Origin of the sequence: Bacteroides difficilis, assembly GCF_048319815.1 — a bacterium.
Classification (GTDB): domain Bacteria; phylum Bacteroidota; class Bacteroidia; order Bacteroidales; family Bacteroidaceae; genus Bacteroides; species Bacteroides zhangwenhongii.
In genome coordinates this window covers 5,106,602-5,126,092 of the sequence record NZ_CP182814.1, presented here as the reverse complement: position 1 = coordinate 5,126,092, position 19,491 = coordinate 5,106,602, and the positions used below count along the sequence as shown (strand labels likewise).

11 protein-coding genes and 1 pseudogene are annotated in these 19,491 nt (G+C 43.9%); 6 read left to right on the top strand and 6 right to left on the bottom strand.

What is annotated here, in order from left to right:
* Positions 1 to 18 precede the first annotated feature (18 nt).
* Positions 19 to 1,470, bottom strand: a complete 1,452-nt coding sequence (locus ACNOGP_RS20250) for a glycoside hydrolase family 10 protein (RefSeq protein WP_418213560.1) — start codon at positions 1,468 to 1,470, stop codon at positions 19 to 21.
* 108 nt (positions 1,471 to 1,578) lie between these two features.
* Between ACNOGP_RS20250 and ACNOGP_RS20245 the strand changes: the two genes are divergently transcribed.
* From ACNOGP_RS20245 to ACNOGP_RS20225, 5 genes and pseudogenes are all read left to right on the top strand, one after another.
* Positions 1,579 to 3,009, top strand: a complete 1,431-nt coding sequence (locus ACNOGP_RS20245; protein WP_418213559.1) for a carbon starvation protein A — start codon at positions 1,579 to 1,581, stop codon at positions 3,007 to 3,009.
* Complete coding sequence (locus ACNOGP_RS20240; protein WP_143866619.1) at positions 3,006 to 3,236, top strand: hypothetical protein; 231 nt, start codon at positions 3,006 to 3,008, stop codon at positions 3,234 to 3,236. The genes ACNOGP_RS20245 and ACNOGP_RS20240 overlap by 4 nt, the downstream gene beginning before the upstream one ends.
* A gap of 4 nt (positions 3,237 to 3,240) precedes the next feature.
* Positions 3,241 to 3,726 (top strand): outer membrane beta-barrel protein, encoded by a 486-nt coding sequence (locus tag ACNOGP_RS20235; RefSeq protein WP_007758039.1) that lies wholly within the window; start codon positions 3,241 to 3,243, stop codon positions 3,724 to 3,726.
* A 112-nt stretch (positions 3,727 to 3,838) separates the two neighbouring features.
* Positions 3,839 to 4,207, top strand: coding sequence for a hypothetical protein (locus ACNOGP_RS20230; protein ID WP_418213558.1), 369 nt, complete (start codon positions 3,839 to 3,841; stop codon positions 4,205 to 4,207).
* Between the two features lie 32 nt (positions 4,208 to 4,239).
* Positions 4,240 to 5,148: pseudogene (locus ACNOGP_RS20225) on the top strand (IS3 family transposase); the annotation flags it as partial.
* 545 nt (positions 5,149 to 5,693) lie between these two features.
* Here the strand turns inward: ACNOGP_RS20225 and uvrA are convergent.
* Positions 5,694 to 8,465, bottom strand: coding sequence for an excinuclease ABC subunit UvrA (gene uvrA / locus ACNOGP_RS20220; protein WP_143866621.1), 2,772 nt, complete (start codon positions 8,463 to 8,465; stop codon positions 5,694 to 5,696).
* A 16-nt stretch (positions 8,466 to 8,481) separates the two neighbouring features.
* Here uvrA and ACNOGP_RS20215 point away from each other — a divergent pair, with 16 nt between their 5' ends.
* Entirely contained in the window at positions 8,482 to 10,068 is a 1,587-nt protein-coding gene (locus ACNOGP_RS20215) for a glycoside hydrolase family 10 protein (protein WP_270541605.1), read from the top strand.
* Here ACNOGP_RS20215 and ACNOGP_RS20210 read toward each other — a convergent pair.
* From ACNOGP_RS20210 to purL, 4 genes are all read right to left on the bottom strand, one after another.
* Complete coding sequence (locus ACNOGP_RS20210) at positions 10,065 to 10,613, bottom strand: chromate transporter (RefSeq protein WP_272719681.1); 549 nt, start codon at positions 10,611 to 10,613, stop codon at positions 10,065 to 10,067. The genes ACNOGP_RS20215 and ACNOGP_RS20210 overlap by 4 nt on opposite strands.
* A gap of 60 nt (positions 10,614 to 10,673) precedes the next feature.
* The gene (locus ACNOGP_RS20205) at positions 10,674 to 11,216 is read right to left on the bottom strand and encodes a chromate transporter (RefSeq protein ID WP_186967025.1); all 543 of its coding nucleotides are present in this window, start codon (positions 11,214 to 11,216) and stop codon (positions 10,674 to 10,676) included.
* Positions 11,213 to 15,244 carry a hybrid sensor histidine kinase/response regulator transcription factor gene (locus ACNOGP_RS20200; protein WP_287669145.1) on the bottom strand — a complete coding sequence of 1,344 codons (4,032 nt, stop codon included), beginning with the start codon at positions 15,242 to 15,244 and terminating at the stop codon, positions 11,213 to 11,215. Before ACNOGP_RS20200 ends, ACNOGP_RS20205 begins: the two co-directional genes overlap by 4 nt.
* Positions 15,245 to 15,527: 283 nt before the next feature.
* On the bottom strand, positions 15,528 to 19,232 hold the full coding sequence (gene purL, locus ACNOGP_RS20195) for a phosphoribosylformylglycinamidine synthase (RefSeq protein ID WP_418213557.1): 3,705 nt from the start codon (positions 19,230 to 19,232) through the stop codon (positions 15,528 to 15,530).
* Positions 19,233 to 19,491 lie beyond the last annotated feature (259 nt).

Sequence of the window (19,491 nt, the reverse complement as noted above, 5' to 3'; positions counted from 1 at the left end):
TTTCTTATACAAAGTCTTTTACTTTTGCACCGCTTCACTTTCATTTCCGTAACGGTCAATGGCCGTAACAGCAAAATGTTTCTTTGCATTCCAGGGTAGGATAGGAGCATAGATATAACTTGTCTCCCGGATACCTTGTGCAACAATGTTTTCCGGCCGATTAATGTCTACCGGAAAATTATTCGATGCATAAATGACATACATTGGCTTATTGCGTGCATCATTGTCAGTGGCAGCCTGCCACTTTAATTCCGTATAGCCATTGTCAATATCGATTATTGTTAATTCGGACGGGGCCGTAGGCGGAACATTATCTAGCCAAGGCATGGGAGGTTGTAAAGCAGGATAAGCATAAAAGTTTTCGACCAACTCATCATAGATACCCTGTGTATTCTCTATAAGATATTTCACCCGGTAATGTCCCTCGCCTGCTATCTTATGATTGCGGATGAAGTTTATCTGGCGGTCTATCTCGTCACGCGTCCATTTCCCTTCATCGGGATGGAGGAAGTAAATGCCCAAGCCCGGAATCACCTGCCGTCCGTTACTTTGTTCCTGCCAATCGAGGGCAAAAGGATAAAAATTATTTCCCTGGAAATACATCATCGGATAAATCTGATCCATAATACCTTCTCCCATCCATCCTTGCGGATCTTGGTAAACGGTAAAGAAAGCATTCCAACCACGCGAAGGATAACGAGAAGTATCCCGATATTTGCCAACGGGGCTGGTACTTACTTTTACCCAAGGTTTTATTGCTTTTACACCTTTATATATATAACGTACAATCTCGGAAATATTATCCCGGCGCCATTGGTCGAGCGTACGTCCTTTGCCATATTTGCGGAAATCATATTTATCCGGGAAAAAAGGTGCATTCTCTGGATAACGTAAATAGTCGAAATGTACGCCGTCCACATCATAACCGCTTACGACTTCGCGTACCAGTTTCATCAAATACTCTTTCGTTGCCGGATGTCCCGGATTGAGGAAATATTCACTTTTGTAAGGGACGCAGATTTCTTTCATCCGCTTGGTGACGGACTTACTTCCGAGCGAAGTAACATGTTTCTTGTTTCCCAGCGGAATGGTTACCATCCACGCATGACATTCCATTCCCCGCTTATGACATTCCTCAATGGCGAAAGCCAGTGGATCATAGCCGGGATTTCCTCCTGTCTTTCCAGTCAGGATTGAATTGAACGGTTCGATTGCTGAAGTATATAGTACGTCTCCTCGTGTACGGGTTTGGAATAAAACAGTATTGAAATTAGCCGCTTTCAATTTATCAAGGATATCTGTCAATTCTTCTTTCTGTTTGCGGATTGTCTGCGGAGTCGTTGCACGTGTGCGAGGCCAGTCCAAACCGTATACAGCCGTTACCCATGCTGCACGAACTTCGTGCTTGGGCTGCGCAGTCGTCGGGAGGAAAGGAAACAAAAGTGAAAGAATGAAAATAAATAGGCGCATATCCTTTGTTTTTTGTTTTAAATCTCTGCAAAGTTAGTAAAAGTGTCGGTATTGTTGGGCTGTTTCATGAGATTATGTTACATTTGCCAAGTTAAAAAACGACACACTATGATTACATTTACTCTATGCCTGCTTGCGTTGATAGTAGGCTATTTTACGTACGGACGCCTCATGGAACGCGTCTTTGGTCCTGATGACCGTAAAACACCGGCACTTACTAAGGCTGATGGAGTGGACTATATTCCATTGCCCACTTGGAAGATTTTCATGATTCAATTTCTTAATATTGCAGGACTAGGTCCAATTTTCGGTGCAATCATGGGAGCGAAGTTCGGAACTTCTTCTTATTTGTGGATTGTGCTGGGGAGTATCTTTGCGGGTGCTGTCCATGATTATTTTGCCGGAATGCTTTCTTTGCGCAATGGTGGTGAAAGTTTGCCCGAAATCATAGGCCGTTATTTAGGGATTACTACGAAGCAGGTAATGAGAGGATTCACCGTTATTTTGATGATTCTTGTCGGTGCGGTTTTTGTGGCCGGTCCTGCCGGACTGCTGGCGAAACTTACACCGGAACATTTGGATACTACGTTTTGGATTGTCGTTGTGTTTGCTTACTATATTCTGGCGACTTTGCTTCCGGTAGATAAGATTATCGGTAAAATTTATCCTCTGTTCGCAGTCGCACTGCTGTTTATGGCGGTAGGAATTTTAGTAATGCTTTATGTCAATCATCCCGTTTTGCCGGAGCTGTGGGATGGTTTGCAAAATACAAATCCCGAAGCAAGCAAACTCCCTATTTTCCCGATTATGTTTGTGAGTATTGCTTGTGGTGCGATTTCCGGTTTTCATGCTACTCAAAGTCCTTTGATGGCGCGTTGTATGACTTCGGAACGTCACGGTCGTCCGGTATTCTATGGTGCGATGATTACTGAAGGTATCGTTGCTCTTATCTGGGCTGCTGCGGCTACTTACTTTTTCCATAAGAATGGGATGGAAGAAAGTAATGCTTCCGTTATTGTAGACGCCATCACGAAGGAGTGGCTGGGAACAATCGGAGGGGTACTTGCCATTCTGGGAGTGATTGCAGCCCCGATTACGTCGGGAGATACGGCTTTCCGTTCGGCACGTCTGATTGTGGCGGATTTCTTGGGAATGGAACAAAAAAGTATGCGTCGGCGTTTGTACATTTGTATCCCGATGTTTGTGGTAGCTATCGGTCTGCTCCTGTACAGCTTGCGTGATGCCAACGGGTTTAATATGATATGGCGTTATTTCGCTTGGGCTAACCAGACATTGGCTGTGTTCACTTTGTGGGCTATAACAGTATTTCTGGCTGTATCCAAGAAACCTTACATCATCACCTTGATACCGGCGCTGTTTATGACAAGTGTATGCTCTACTTATATATGTATTGCTCCCGAAGGGTTAGGACTTTCACCTGTGGTTTCTTACAGCGTCGGCATAGCGTGTGTAGTGATTGCGGCTGTATGGTTCTATGCTTGGCTGGGTAAACAGAAAACAAGAAAATTATCAGAATGAAGAAAATAAAGAGATCAACAGGAGTTGCGTTAGCATTCCTTATTTATGTATCAGTAACTGCGGCTTATTTGTTGCCACGTAATACGGAAGTCAGCCAGACTGAGAAAATCCTGACAGTGGCAGGTTCTTATGTCATTGTCTTTCTCCTTTGGCTGGTGCTTCGTAAAAAGGAGCAAATGCGTGAACGCCGCAAAAAAGACGAACAATCTATTCACTTTAAAAAGTAAGTTTATGAAGAAATTAGCTTTAGCTTTTTGCCTATTGGCAGTCTCGTTCACTGCACAGGCTCAATTTGAAAAAGGTACTATGATTCTTAATCCTTCCGTCACAGGATTGGACTTTTCGTATAGCAAGAATGACGATGCGAAGTTTGGCTTGGGAGCACAGGTCGGTACATTCTTGGCGGATGGTTTTGCGCTGATGGTCAATGCGGGGGCAGACTGGTCGCAGCCTAAAGATACGTATACTCTTGGTACCGGAGTTCGTTGTTATTTCAATACTACAGGTATTTATATCGGTGGTGGTCTTGACTGGGAACGTATCCGTCTGAAAGGTGGTGAGCATAATAACGATTGGGGGGTAGGTATTGAAGCCGGATATGCTTATTTCCTTTCCCGGACAGTGACTATCGAACCTGCCGTTTATTACAAATGGCGTTTTGATGACTCCGACAACTCACGTTTCGGCATTAAGGTAGGATTCGGATTCTACTTTTAAAGATAATCTTCGTCACCTATCATCGTATGTGTGAATCCAATTGCCCATCGGTGTTTCTGAACGGTGATAGGTTGTCTTGTTTTAAAAAAGGTTGACTCCTAAAATCCCAATTATGGAAAAGGATCAAACATTAGGTCTGTCATCTGCCTTGGAGCGGGTGAAAATGCATCATCACATCTATGAGATGTATTATGTCAACAAAAAATCAAAAGCGGATATTTTTCAGGAAACAGGTCTTTCCCGTTCTTCTTTCTATCGAGTTCTTCGTACCTTTGAGTCCTGTAATCCCCAAATCGCTGAAGAGATGAAGAAACAAGGCAAGGATGTCACTCCGGCAGATTATGACAAGCTCAAGCAGGAAGTGGCATTATTAAAGAAGCGACTGGCAACAGAGAAGCTGCGTGCCGACTTCTATGAAGAGATGGTCAACTTCGGTAAGGAAGTATATGGCATTGACTTAAAAAAAGCTGGCACCAAGTAGTCAGCAGGCTTCACACACGCGATGTCAGGGTTTATCCTGTGACGTCGCTGTGTGGACTGCTTGGTAAGAGCAAACAAGCCTATTACAAACATGTGGACACCCTGATGTCCAGACTGGCCGAAGAGGCTTTCTGCGTGGAGTATATCAGGGAAATCCGCGGTAAAGATCCCGGTATAGGCGGGGGCAAGCTATGGGAGATGTACAACAAGAAGTTTGGTAAAGATCACGGTGTGGGCTACAATCATTTCTACGACATCGTTGAGAAGTACAACCTCAAGGTACGCAAGAAGAAGCGCCGCGCCCGCACCACGAACTCCGATCATGCCTATCCTACCTATCCCGACCTGACACGACGGCTCATCCCTGAGTCCTCCAACCAGTTATGGGTAAGCGATATTACCTATATACCATTCTGGACTGTACCGGAAAAGGGTCTATATGATTTCTGCTATCTGTCACTGGTTACAGATTGTTACAGCAAGGAGATTGTCGGTTACAGCGTTGGCGCAACATTGGAAACTCTATACCCGATGGAGGCTCTGGAGATGGCCCTGAGACGTATAAAGGATGTCAAAGTCCTGAAAGACTCTCTCATCCATCATTCTGACCGTGGCGTGCAATACGCCAGCTACGAATACACCGGTCGCTTGAAGAGCCTCGGCATCAAGATCAGCATGACTGAAACTGGGGATCCGAAGGACAACGCTGTGGCCGAGAGGGTAAACAATACCATCAAAAACGAACTGCTCAAGGATATGGAATTTTTCAGCATCCACGGGGTGAAAGCTGCCGTCGAAGCCGCCATAGACTTCTACAACAACGAACGGCCTCACATGAGTCTGGACGGAATGACGCCGACAGAGGCGGGCAAGCAGGTTGGAGAAATAAAAAAAAGATGGATCAGTTACCGCGAGAAAGCCATCAAAGAGGTTGCAACTTAGGGAAATATCACTAACTTTGCATTGACCCACAAAGAATGTCCTACACAACCGCAGGGAGAGAGGAATCATACCCTAAGATAATCTCCTCGCTATTGTTTGATATTTTTTAAAGTCAACCTTAATAGCAAATAGCGAAAAAGAGCGTCAACTTGTAATAAAAATAAGTATTAACTGAGTCAACCGACTTTGAAAATAAGCCTTAAAGTGGTCAACTAAAAACATTAAACCACAAATACAATTAGTTTCAGGCAGTAGAAACTTTAGTTTCAAGCCGAAGAAACTCTGGTTTCAAGCAAGGGAAACTAAAGTTTCTACTGCCTGAAACTAAAGTTCCAACGGGTGAAACACTAGTTCCCGCTGTTGGAAACTGTAAAGCATAAAGTGTGTGGGTATTGTATCTCTGCGTGACGGTATGGTTGCCGTCACAGTGTTGTCACTTGCTGCCGTCACGTCATTATCATTTAATAATCAGATTATTAAGTGATAATCTGTGACAGGTGACAGCAAATCTTTCTTTTAATTTATTGTAGAGGAAACCGAACTCGTTAACTGAGCTTTTCTTTCAAGAACTGTCCCGTATAGCTGGCTCCACAAGCGGCTACCTCTTCGGGAGTCCCTACTGCTACGATATTTCCTCCCTTATCCCCCCCCTCAGGGCCGAGATCAATTACATAATCAGCACATTTGATGACATCCATGTTATGCTCGATGATTACGATACTATGTCCGCGACGAATCAGTGCGTCAAAGGCGTCCAATAGTTTCCGGATATCATGGAAATGTAGGCCTGTGGTCGGTTCGTCAAAGATAAACAGGGTAGGGTCCGCTTTTTCCTGGCTCAGATAGAAAGCCAGTTTCACGCGTTGGTTCTCACCGCCGGAAAGAGTGGATGAGGACTGTCCCAATTTGATATATCCCAATCCGACATCCTGTAATGGAAGCAACTTCTTTACTATTTTCTTCTGTCCGTGTTCGTTGAAAAACTCAATAGCTTGGTTTACGGTCATCTCCAATACATCATAGATACTTTTATCATGGAACTTCACTTCCAGCGTATCGGACTTGAAACGTTTTCCGTGACAGGATTCGCATTCCAACACTAAGTCTGCCATAAATTGCATTTCCACAGTGATGGTTCCATCCCCCTTGCACTCTTCGCAACGGCCACCCTCACTATTGAAACTGAAGAATCCGGCTGTGTAGCCCATTTGTTTGGCTAGCGGCTGCTCGGCCCAGAGCTTGCGGATTTCATCGTAAGCCTTGATATAAGTCACGGGGTTGGAACGGGAGGATTTGCCGATCGGATTCTGATCTACAAATTCTACATTCCGCAGGTCGCGCAAACTGCCCCCGATAGATGAGAACTCTCCCGGACGGTCACTGCATTCGTCTAATTCACGTTTCAGTGCCCGATAGAAAATATCCCGGACGAGCGTACTCTTACCGGAACCGGAAACTCCGGTGACTACCGTCATCACATTGAGCGGGAAACGTACGTTTACCCCTTTCAGGTTATTCTCGCGTGCTCCTTTCAATTCGATGTAGTTATTCCACGGACGGCGATGTGCAGGGACTGGGATTTCTTCTTCTCCCAAAAGGTAGCGTACCGTGTGGCTGTTACTTCCTTTCTTTAGGTCTTTCATATCCCCTTGATAAACGACTTCGCCCCCCAAACGCCCGGCATTAGGACCGATGTCGATAATGTAGTCTGCGGCACGGATGATTTCTTCATCATGTTCGACGACCACTACCGTGTTGCCTAACTGTTGGAGTTGGCGCAGTACATAAATCAAACGGTCGGTGTCACGACTGTGTAATCCTATACTAGGCTCGTCGAGGATATAAAGGCTGCCTACCAGACTGCTGCCCAATGAAGTTGCCAGGTTGATGCGCTGGCTTTCTCCTCCCGATAAAGAGTTGCTGAGACGATTCAAGGTAAGATATCCCAACCCTACGTCAATAAGAAAACGGATGCGGCTGTTGATTTCGACAAGGATTCGTCGTGCCACATTGCTGTCGTGCTCGCTAAGCTTTAAGTTATCAAAGAATTGCTTGAGTTCAGTGATAGGCAAATCCACCAATTCGGAAATGTTCTTTCCGCCTACCCGTACATAACCGGCTTCGGGCTTCAGGCGTGTGCCGTGACATTGCGGACAGAGCGTCTTGCCACGATAACGTGCAAGCATTACCCGATATTGTATTTTGTACTGGTTTTCTTCCAGCATTTTGAAGAAATCATTAATGCCATGAAAGTATTGGTTACCTTCCCAGAGTATCCGGCGTTGCTCGTCCGTCAACTCATAATAAGGTGTGAAAATCGGAAAATCAAACTTATCCGCATTATGAATCAGTTCTTCTTTCCATTCGCCCATTTTCTCACCGCGCCAGCATACGATAGCTCCTTCATAAACTGATAAAGAGCGATCAGGCACGACCAAATGCTCGTCAATGCCGATGACTTTTCCGAATCCTTCGCAGGTGGGGCAAGCGCCGATAGGAGAGTTGAACGAGAACATTTGGTCGTTCGGCTCTTCAAAAGTGATGCCGTCTGCTTCGAATTTAGTACTGAAAGTATGTAGTTTCGTAGTTCCGTCTGCCGGATAAAAACGTAGCAGACAAGTTCCGTCGCCTTCGTACATTGCTGTTTCGGCGGAGTCTGTCAGTCGGCTGATGGAGTCTTTACTATTGCCTACTGTCATGCGGTCTACCAGCAGATAAACTTCGTCACCTGCCACAGGGGTATATTCATCTATACGTTTCATCTCACCGTTCACTTCGATACGGTTGAACCCCTGTTTCAGGTCTATTTCCAATTGTTGTTGCAAGGTACGGTCTTCACGCAGACGGATGGGTGTCAATACGGTGTATCTCGTCCCTTCCGGATACGTAAGCATACAGTTGACGATATCTTCTGTCGAATGTTTCTTCACCTCTTGTCCGCTAATGGGACTGAATGTCTTTCCTACGCGTGAATAGAGCAAGCGAAGATATTCGTAAATCTCGGTCGAAGTACCTACCGTAGAGCGTGGGTTGCGGCTGTTCACTTTCTGTTCGATGGCAATGGCGGGTGGAATGCCTTTGATAAAGTCGCATTCCGGTTTGCTCATTCGTCCCAAAAATTGGCGGGCATAGCTGCTCAGGCTTTCCACATAGCGGCGTTGTCCCTCTGCATAGAGAGTGTCAAAAGCGAGGGAAGATTTACCGGAACCCGATAATCCGGTGATTACAACAAGTTTGTTGCGGGGTATATCTACATCGATGTTTTTAAGGTTGTTGACTCGTGCACCTTTGATCGAAATATAGTTGTTTTCTGACATAAAATACTCCTTTTTTATGGTAGTCGGCAAAGTTAGCGAATTTATCGGGAGTTTGTATTATCTTTGCGTCACATTATTACGATTTAAGAATATTATGAAGCTGAAAAACTATCTTTTACTTTTCGCTCTTCTTCTGGTGGTAGGAGTGAGGGCACAAGTGCCATCCGGCAATAAATATCCCAAACGTGAATTTCGTGGAGCGTGGATACAAGCTGTCAACGGGCAGTTCAAAGGTATCCCTACCGGAAAGCTGAAACAAACGTTGATTGATCAATTGAATTCTCTTCAAGGGGCAGGTATCAATGCCATTATTTTCCAGGTGCGTCCCGAAGCGGATGCGTTGTATGCTTCGCAGCATGAACCGTGGAGCCGTTTCCTGACAGGGACGCAGGGGCAGATACCTTCTCCTATGTGGGACCCGATGCAATTTATGATTGAAGAGTGCCGGAAACGGAATATGGAGTTCCATGCCTGGATCAATCCTTACCGGGTGAAGACTTCGCTGAAAAATCAGTTGGCGCCGGAACATATTTATCATCAACACCCTGAATGGTTTGTTACGTATGGCGATCAGCTGTATTTCGATCCGGCACTTCCTGAAAGTCGGGACTATATTTGTAAAATCGTGACCGATATCGTGTCCCGTTATGATGTGGATGCTATCCACATGGACGATTATTTCTATCCTTATCCCGTGAAAGGAATGGACTTTCCGGATGATGCGAGCTTTGCCCGCTATGGCGGTGGTTTTACGAATAAGGCCGATTGGCGTCGTAGTAATGTCAATGTGCTGATTAAAAAGCTTCATGAGACAATCCGTGCCGTAAAGCCGTGGGTAAAGTTCGGTATCAGTCCTTTCGGCATTTACCGTAATCAGAAGAGTGATCCGTTGGGCAGTGATACCAATGGTTTGCAGAATTATGATGACCTGTATGCCGATGTGTTGCTTTGGGCGCGTGAAGGATGGATTGATTATAATATTCCACAGATTTATTGGGAAATAGGTCATAAGGCTGCCGACTATGAGACTTTAGTGAAATGGTGGGCTACGCATTCGGAGAACCGTCCGTTATTTATCGGTCAGTCGGTACCGAATACGATCCAACATGCTGATCCGAAGAATCCTTCCATCAATCAGCTCCCGCGAAAAATGGTCTTGCAACGTGCTTATCAGACGATTGGTGGCAGTTGTCAATGGTATGCTTCAGCCGTTGTTGAAAATCAAGGCCGATACCGTGATGCTTTAGTGAGCGAGTATCATAAATATCCTGCTTTGATTCCCGTCTTCGATTTTATGGACGACAAGGCTCCGGGCAAAGTACGCAAAATGAAGAAAGTGTGGACAGAAGACGGTTATGTCCTTTTCTGGACTGCTCCGAAAGCGGAAACGGAAATGGATAAAGCGGTGCGGTATGTGGTTTACCGCTTCAGCGGAAAAGAGAAGGTGAACCTTGACGATCCTTCTCATATTGTAGCCATCACCAGTAATCCTTTCTACAAACTTCCATACGAGACGGGGAAAACAAAACATCGCTATGTGGTAACGGCTTTGGACCGTCTACATAATGAATCGAAGTCCGTAAGTAAAAAGGTAAAGCTTTAATAGAGCAGCAATCCTGCAATACCGCAAGCGATAATCATCAGAATCGGATTGGCCTTGTATTTTCTCGTTCCGATAAAAGCAATCAGGAAGATGATGGTACTGATAACAAATGTATAGGTATCTTTTGTAGGTGAGCCAAAGTTCTCTACATTCATTAATACCAATGCGGCAGAGGCCAGCAGTCCTACGACTGCTGGCCGTAGTCCGTTGAAGATTGATTCCACTACCGGGTGTTTCTGATATTTCAGAAAAAATTTGCTGATAGTCAGCATTAAAATAAAGGAGGGAAGGACTACGGCGAAGGTTGCAATGATAGACCCCCAGATACTGCCTGTGGAAGTGAATCCCACATAAGTAGCGGCGTTAATTCCGATAGGTCCCGGTGTCATTTGGCTGATCGCGACAATATCTGTGAATTCTTGCGAACTTACCCATCCATAACGGGTAACGACTTCCCCTTGAATCATGGAAAGCATTGCATATCCTCCTCCGAAGCCGAAGAGTCCGATTTTGAAAAACGTATAAAACAACTGAATATATATCATCTCTTTTTATTTAGAACAAATAATAAATAGTACATAGTACTGCCCCCTCACTCTCACCTCTCACCTCTCAACTTCTCTAACCTTTCCCCAAAGGAAGCCTCCTACACCTGCAGCTATGATAATCCAGATGGGCGAGAAGCCCAATAGCCAGATAAGTAGTGCCGATACAACCGGAATCCACAGATTGTAACGATTGATTTTTGCAGACCGCCCCATAGTAAACGTAGGTGCGGCGATAAGCGCCACTACTGCCGGACGGATTCCTTTGAATATCCGTTCCACTATCGGATTATCTTTGAAGTTGTGGAAAAACAGGGCAATGGCCAATATGATAATGAAAGATGGCAGAATCGTTCCCAGTGCCGTGACAATACTTCCCCGTATACCACGTAACTTGTATCCTATAAAGATGGATATGTTGACTGCCAAAATGCCGGGAGCGGATTGAGAGATAGCCAGCAGGTCGATAAAGTCGTCCTGTGCAATCCATTTCCGTTTGGTTACGATTTCATTTTCAATCAATGGCACCATCGCGTATCCTCCTCCGATGGTGAAGGCGCCTATTTTAAAAAAGATTCCAAATGATTCGAGATATATGTTCATTCTTCGTTTTCTCCTCCTTCCTTGTTGTCTTCTTTTTTCTCCTTAAAATATTGGCTGGGACTCACATTATAGTGTTTCTTGAATACTTCACGGAAATACTTGACATCATTGAATCCTGTCATTTCGGATATTTCAGTTATATTATGTACATTTTCTTTTAGTAACTTTATGGCATGTTTCAGGCGAATCAGCCGGATGTAATCACCCGGTGACTGGTCGGTAAGCGCTTTCAGCTTGTTATAAAAACTAGTACGGCTCATGCCCATCAGGCTGGCGAGTACATCTACTGTGAGCGCAGAGTTGTCAATGTTGTCTTTTATATTCTTTCTGACATCTGCTATGAACTGCCAGTCGATGTCCTGAGAGTAGTTGATGTATTCTTCTTCATCATCATTCTCTTCATCTTCCGGATCTAGGCTGGCATATTTGTTGCGTAGAAGTGCGCGATTAGCCAACAAGTTGGAGATGGTTGCTTTCAATATACCGATATTGAAGGGCTTTAACACATATTCATCTGCCCCGATCCGGAGTCCGGAAAGAATATCTTTCTCATTATTCAGTGCGGTCAATAAGATAACGGGGATATGCGAGGTTTCGATATTGCTTTTGATAGCCTGACATAGCTCGTCACCTCGCATTTCCGGCATCATAATGTCCGAGATAACCAGATCCGGCTTATATTCGGGAATGACGGTCAATGCTTCTTTTCCGTTGGAACATACTTGAATGAGGTAGTCTTCGGATAATGTTTGTGACAGATAATTGCGTAATTCATCATTATCTTCCACAATCAGAATACGTTGGCTTTTTTCTTTCTTTTCTTTCTTTTCTTTCTTTTGTGTATTCTCGTAAATTTCAGGTGCCGGGAGTGGGATGTTGTTGCTGCTTTTTGTTTCCGGACGCTGTTTGTTTGGCGTTGCCAAGTGTGCTTTGCGGTAACGTTTACTGTCTTTCGGGAAAGTTATTTTGATGATTGATCCCTGATTTTCGATACTTGACAAATTTATCTTTCCTTTATGCAGTCGGACTAATTTCCAGACTAGCATAAGTCCGATACCACTGCCCGTCACTTTTGAGTTGATCGTGTTACTGCCACGGAAATGCAGTTTGAACAGTTTCTTTTGCTCATTGGCAGGAATTCCGATTCCCGTATCGCTGACTTCCACGCTCCACGAATCCGCAGCTTCTGAAACAAAGATTTGTACACTGCCATTTTCCGGTGTATACTTCAATGCATTCGAAATGACGTTTTTGAGGATGGATTCCATCTTTTCCTTGTCGAACCACACGTTCATGTATCTGAAATTACTCTCGTAGGTGAAGTTAATATGTTTAATATTGGCATATTGCTGGAATGCTCCATATATTTCGTTCATAAACGTATTTAGCTCATGTTCCGAAATGTACAGCTCGGAAGAATATACATCTGCCCTTTCGAAATTGATAAGATTGGTCGTAAGGCGCAATAGCGCATTCACGTTACGCAGAGCTGTATTCATATTAGAAATTCCCTCTTTGCTCAGTTCTTCTTTTTCACGGAGTTCTTCCAAAGGTGCTTTGATCAGTGTCAATGGAGTACGGATATCATGTGCTGTATTGATAAAGAAATGTATCTTTTCATCAGAGACCTTACGTTGTTTTCTTAAAATTATAATACGCAATAAGACGGAAGCTATGAGAAATAGGATACCTGCATAAAACAACATTGCCCAGAATGTTAACCAAAACGGCTGGTCAATAATAATATCGATGCTTCTTTCTTCAATAACGACGCGTTTGTCTTCATTAGAAATTGCACGTACCCTTAGGGTATATTCTCCGGGTGCGAGGTTGGTATAGCGTATCGTACTTTCGACTCCGGGTTTGCTCCATTCTTCATAGAAACCGTCTAGCTTCCAGGAATATAGAATATTAGAAGGGTAGTCATAGTTGATGGAAGAAACTTGTACAGAGAAAATGTTCTGATTATATCCTAGTTCCAATGTTTTGATATCATTGATACTTTCTTTTAGCGGAGAGTGCTTGTCTCCCGGATAAATAGTCTGATAAAAGAGTTTGAAATCACTGAAAATCATTTTGGAAGAGTAATCTCTAGGCAATTTCATATCTTTATGAAATTCGACAGCCCCTTCCGAACTACCAAAAACAAAGTGGTTGTTCTTACGTAAAACACCAGACAGCGCATTGAAATGCGTGGTCATTAACCCCATATCTTTAGTCCAGTTATAAAACTTCTTCTGTTGCGGATAAAAACTTGTTAGTCCGTTTTCCGTACCCATCAGTAATTCTTTGTCCGCATCTGATAATATGGTATAGATATTATTGGATATCAGGGCGCAATTCTCCGAGTAGTAATGAGTGAATAACTTTTGGGCAAAGTCGTAGATTAACAATCCCGAACCACTGGTTCCAATATATAACGAACCGTTCTTGGCTTGATATAAAGAATAGATATAGGTAGATTCTACCGGAAGTTTGATATGCTCGAATTTTCCGGATTCTTTATCCAGAAGATATAGTCCTGTTGCACTACCTATCCACATACTATTGGCATCTTTCTCAGTAATGGCGGTAATGGAGTTCAGTCCTTGATAAAGCCGTACATTCTGCGTTTTCAGGTTGATACGTTTTAAGTTGTAGAATCCACCTGACCAGATATATCCTTGTGAGTCCATACGGATATCACGGATATATTTGTCCGGTCGCATGACCCCTTCGCTATATAGCGGTGGCATGAAATAGCTGATTTGTAGAGACTTCTTGTCTATTTGGTATACTCCGGAGGAATATCCTCCTGCCCAGATTGTGCCGGGAGATACTTCGCAGAGGGTAAGGAAGATGTGACTCTTGTTTGCCTGCGGTTTTTCAAAAGAACTGAGGACCGAACTCCATTGGCCGGTCTTTGAATTGAAGAAGCTGATACCATTGTTTGTTGCGAACCACAAATCTCCATCTCTGTCCTCAATGACTGCATTTACTTGGTCGTTGATTAAAGATTGTTTGTTGCCTATAGAATGCTTAATCCATTTGTAGCTGGGGTAACGGTTATTCCGTATTGTAATCCCAATAGGGTAGTTTGCCAGCCAGATACGTTCTTCATCGTCTACATAAATGTCATTGATACTGTTGCCGTTCATACCATTATTACTGTTGTAGTCTGTGATGATATAAGGCTCCAGTAAGTAGTTTTCAGTATTTATTTTATGAACTCCTCCTCCGTCTGTGGCTACTAGCAATTCTTTGTCATTCAGAGGCTTGAATTGCGTGATACTGATATCTTTTAAATTGTGTTCCGGCTGTGTGACGGATTTGATACTCATGTCGTAAACGAGAATTCCCCGTTGGAAAGTTCCGATAAATAGTTTCCCGATTTTTCTATCAAAATAGAGATCGATGACTTGAACTTTTTGATTTTCCAATTTGTCACAGTCGATAAGTTCCAAAGTGTTGTTTTCCAGTTTGGCATAGTGAACACCCCTTTCCGTGCCAATAAAGAAATGAGATTTATCTATTTGTTCGATATCTGTGATTTCTTCTTTTATTTTATTCTTTATGTGACCGATCTGGCCGGTAGCTGTGTTGTAGAGGAAGATTGTTTCTTCATTGCATAGCCAGATTTGTTTGTTTTCGTCAAGCCATGCAAAGCTGATAGGAGCAGGCAAATCGCGAAAGTTTTCTATCGGTAGCTTATAGACGAGTTCGAAGGTATCGTGAAGCTCATCGTATCGGAATATCTTTCCTTTTTTCCCGATTTCCCATAGTACTCCTTCTTGGTCGATGTATAGCCAGTTGAGATTTAACAGAGAATTCACTTCTATGTCACCATCCATCAGTTTATATTGTTTGAACTCTTTGCCGTTATAACGGTCGATTCCTTCGTGAGTGAGGAACCACATATAACCGATTTTGTCTTTTTGAATGCAGTAAACTCGCCGATTGCTTAACCCATCTTCCACTCCAAGATATTGATACGTCTGAGCGACACAGGTTAGAGGAAACAATAATAATAGAAAAATCCATTTTTTCATGTGAATAGGACTTTTAAGGGTTATTGAATCTTATTCTAGAGGAGGAAAAGTTTGACAAAATTAGAAAGAATTTTCGATATAACAAAATTTTGGATAAAGATAACGTGGATCTCAAATATCTGGCGGATCAGTTATTCTATCGCTGTTTGTATATGTTGTTTATTTCAAGGAATTAAGTTGCAGAAAACAGGAATTAAGTTACAGCGGGAAGCAGAAGGAGAAAAAAAGAGAGTGTATCAGAACTGACACACTCTCTTTGTGGCATAAAATTTTAAAGGACTGTTTATTTCATTTTTGTCTCAATCCACTTGCGGGCATTGACAAATGCTTCTATCCATGGAGTTACCTGATCGCTGTTTTTGCGATCGGCCGGATAACAACCGTTTTGCCACGGGAAGATAGAACGTTCCAAGTGAGGCATGATAGCCAGGTGACGGCCGTCTGCACTTGCCAATGCTGCGACAGAATAGTCGGAACCGTTCGGGTTAGCCGGATATTCATCATAGCTATACTTCGCTACTACATTATATTTATCCTCATCGTATGGCAAAGAGAACTTTCCTTCACCATGGGCCACCCAAATACCTAGTTTGCTACCACTTAGAGAACCGAACATTACACTGCGGTTTGTCGGTATGGTAAGGCCGAGGAAGCGTGACTCAAATTTATGTGAATCGTTGTGCAACATTTTGCCTTTTTTCTCCAGTTCAGGATTGATAAGGTTGAGCTCCATCATCAACTGACAACCGTTACAAACGCCCAATGATAAGGTATCTTCACGTGCATAATATTTATCCAATGCTTCTTTTGCTTTAGGATTGAACAAGAATGCACCCGCCCATCCTTTGGCAGAACCAAGCACATCAGAGTTGGAGAAGCCACCACAGTAAACAATCATGTTTACATCTTCCAGTGTTTCACGTCCACTGATAAGGTCGGTCATTGTAACGTCTTTCACATCGAAGCCTGCCAAGTAGAGTGAATAAGCCATTTCGCGTTCGCCATTTGTACCCTTTTCACGGATGATGGCGGCACGGATACCGCTTGGAGTACGACGGTCCGGAGTAATGCCATATTGAGAAAGCTTACCTTTGAATTCCGGCATAAATGCGAATTCTACAGGTTGCATCTTGTAGTTCTCGAAACGTTTCTTGGCGCAACCGTTCATAGACTGTTTGCGGTCGAGCAGGTAAGAGGAAGAATACCAGACATCACGCATATAATCGATGCCGAACTGGTAGGTAGCATCGTCCTTGGATACTAGAATGTGACGTTCGTCAGTCGGTTTACCCAATTTCACGAAACCTATACCTGCATCTTCCAGAATCTTCTTCACTTCATTCTTATGCTTGTCGCTGATCTGGATAACGATACCCGGATTTTCTGCAAACAGAATCTTAACGATATCCTGTTCCTTCATATTGTCAAGGCTGATTTCCATACCGCCTTCTACATTAGAGAAACACATTTCGAGCAATGTGGTAATCAAACCACCGGCAGATATATCGTGTCCTGCAAGAATCAGTCCTTTGTTGACAAGTTCCTGTACGGCAAGGAATGCATCGCGGAAATATTCAGCGTCCTGTACGCAAGGTACATCATCGCCTACCTTACCCAGAGATTGGGCGAAAGCCGAACCACCCAGTTTCAGTTCATCGAAGCTGAAGTCAATATGATAAAGTGTAGTCTTTTCATTGTTAACCAATACCGGAGATACAACTTTCTTTACGTCGGAAACTTCGCCGCCTGCAGAAACAATCACTGTTCCCGGAGAAATAACTTTCTCACCGTTAGGATATTTCTGTGTCATAGACAGAGAGTCTTTTCCGGTAGGAACATTGATCTGCAGCGCACAGCAGAAGTCGCTCAATGCTTTAACAGCTGTGTAAAGACGGGTATCCTCACCTTCTTGAGAGCGGCAAGGCCACATCCAATTGGCAGACAGAGAAATGCTGTCCATGCCTTCCGCCATCGGAGCCCAAACAAGGTTGGTCAATGCTTCGGATACGGAAAGGATAGAGCCGGCAGCCGGATCGGCTAATGCGGCTTGTGGAGCATGACCGATAGAGGTAGCGATACCTTTCTCGCCACGGTAGTCGAGTGCTACGACACCACAGTCGCTCAACGGCAACTGAAGTTCACCCTGACATTGCTGACGAGCTACTTTACCTGTTACCGAACGGTCTACCTTATTCGTCAACCAGTCTTTGCAAGCTACAGCCTCAAGCTGCAATACATTCGTCAGATATTCATGAAGTTTAGACAATTCATATTTCGGCATTTCGTAATGACGTTCCACTGTTTTGTCTATCATGTATGTCTTGGGAGAAGAACCGAACATCTGTTCTACGGCAAGGTCGAACGGACGCACACCGTCAGCTTGTTGGAAAGCGAAACGATGATCACCCGTTGTTTCACCGACTACGTACATCGGAGCACGTTCGCGTTCGGCAATCTTACGTACGTGTTCGATTGCTTCTTCTTTTATCAGCAGCCCCATACGTTCCTGACTTTCATTAGCGATGATTTCTTTGGCTGATAATGTCTTGTCGCCGATAGGCAATTTGCTCATGTCGATCAATCCACCGCATTCTTCTACCAATTCGGACAGGCAGTTGACGTGTCCGGCCGAACCGTGGTCGTGGATAGAAACTACCGGATTCACATCTTCTTCGCAAAGAGCGCGTACTACGTTATTGGCACGTTTTTGCATTTCGGCGTTGGCGCGTTGTACTGCATTCAACTCGATGCCACTGCTGTAACGGCCTGTATCGACAGAAGAAACAGAACCGCCACCCAGTCCGATACGATAGTTATCACCACCGATGACCACAACTTTATTTCCTGCTTCGGGAGCTCCCTTCAAGCAGTCGCGTTGCGTACCGTAGCCTACACCACCGGCAAGCATGATTACTTTGTCGTAACCATAAACTTCCTTATTTTCTGTGTGCTCGAAAGTCAGCACCGAACCGCAGATTAGCGGTTGACCGAACTTGTTGCCAAAGTCGGAAGCACCATTGGAAGCCTTGATAAGAATCTGTTCGGGAGTCTGGTACAGCCATTTGCGTACCGGAAGGATTTCTTCCCATTCGCGTCCTTCTTCCGTGCGCGGGTAAGAAGTCATGTAGACAGCAGTACCTGCAATCGGCCAAGAGCCTTTACCACCACCCATACGGTCGCGGATTTCACCTCCTGTACCGGTAGATGCACCATTGAACGGTTCTACGGTTGTCGGGAAATTATGTGTTTCCGCTTTCAGTGAGATAACGCTTTTGATATCCTTTATTTGGAAATAATCAGGTTTGGAGTGATCTGCCGGAGCAAACTGTTCCACAACCGGACCTTCGGCGAAGGCTACATTATCTTTATAAGCGGAGATGATTTTGTTCGGATTTTCCTGTGTGGTCTTTTTGATCATCTGGAACAGGGAAGATTCCTGTTCCACACCGTCGATGATGAACGTTCCGCCGAAAATTTTGTGGCGGCAGTGTTCGGAGTTGATTTGTGCAAAACCGAAAACTTCAGAGTCGGTTAACTTACGGCCGAGATCGTTTTCAACTTTCTTCAGGTAGTCCATTTCTTCTTTAGAAAGTGCCAGACCTTCTTTTTCGTTATACACTTCGAGATCTTCGATGTAAATGATCGGCTCCGGCTGACGGTTGGTTGTGAATACGTTCTGGTCGAGTCCTTTGTACATACGTTGGAGCATCGGGTCATGATCGGCATTTTCGTCCTTAACAGGGAAGTATTCCTCGATGCGGCTGATGCCTTCAAGTCCCATGTTTTGGGTGATTTCTACAGCGTTTGTACTCCAAGGAGTGATCATTTCGCGGCGCGGACCAACGAAACAGCCTTTCAGGTTTTCTTCACTTTCCATCACGGCTTCGCCAAAAAGCCAGCAGAGTTTATTACTTTCGTCAGGGGTGAGCTGATGGTTGCTCTCTACGGCAATCACGCTCTTGGAAGGGGTTCTGAAAAAAAGAATCATGTCTTATATATATGATTTTATGATTTGCTATTTTTTTCTGTGGTGCAAAGATAAGGAATTTCATTGGTGGTGAAAAAAAAAAGGAAGATAAATCGGGGTACTTACAAGATTTTAGATGTTTTCTTTCGACGTTGAATATAAAAAGGTATAGTAAAATGGGTTATTCGGGATGGTAGAACAATTATATTCCGGATTTTTATAATATTATTATGCATTTGTATAGTACTTATTCCCAATAAATGTTTTATCTTTGTTTCTA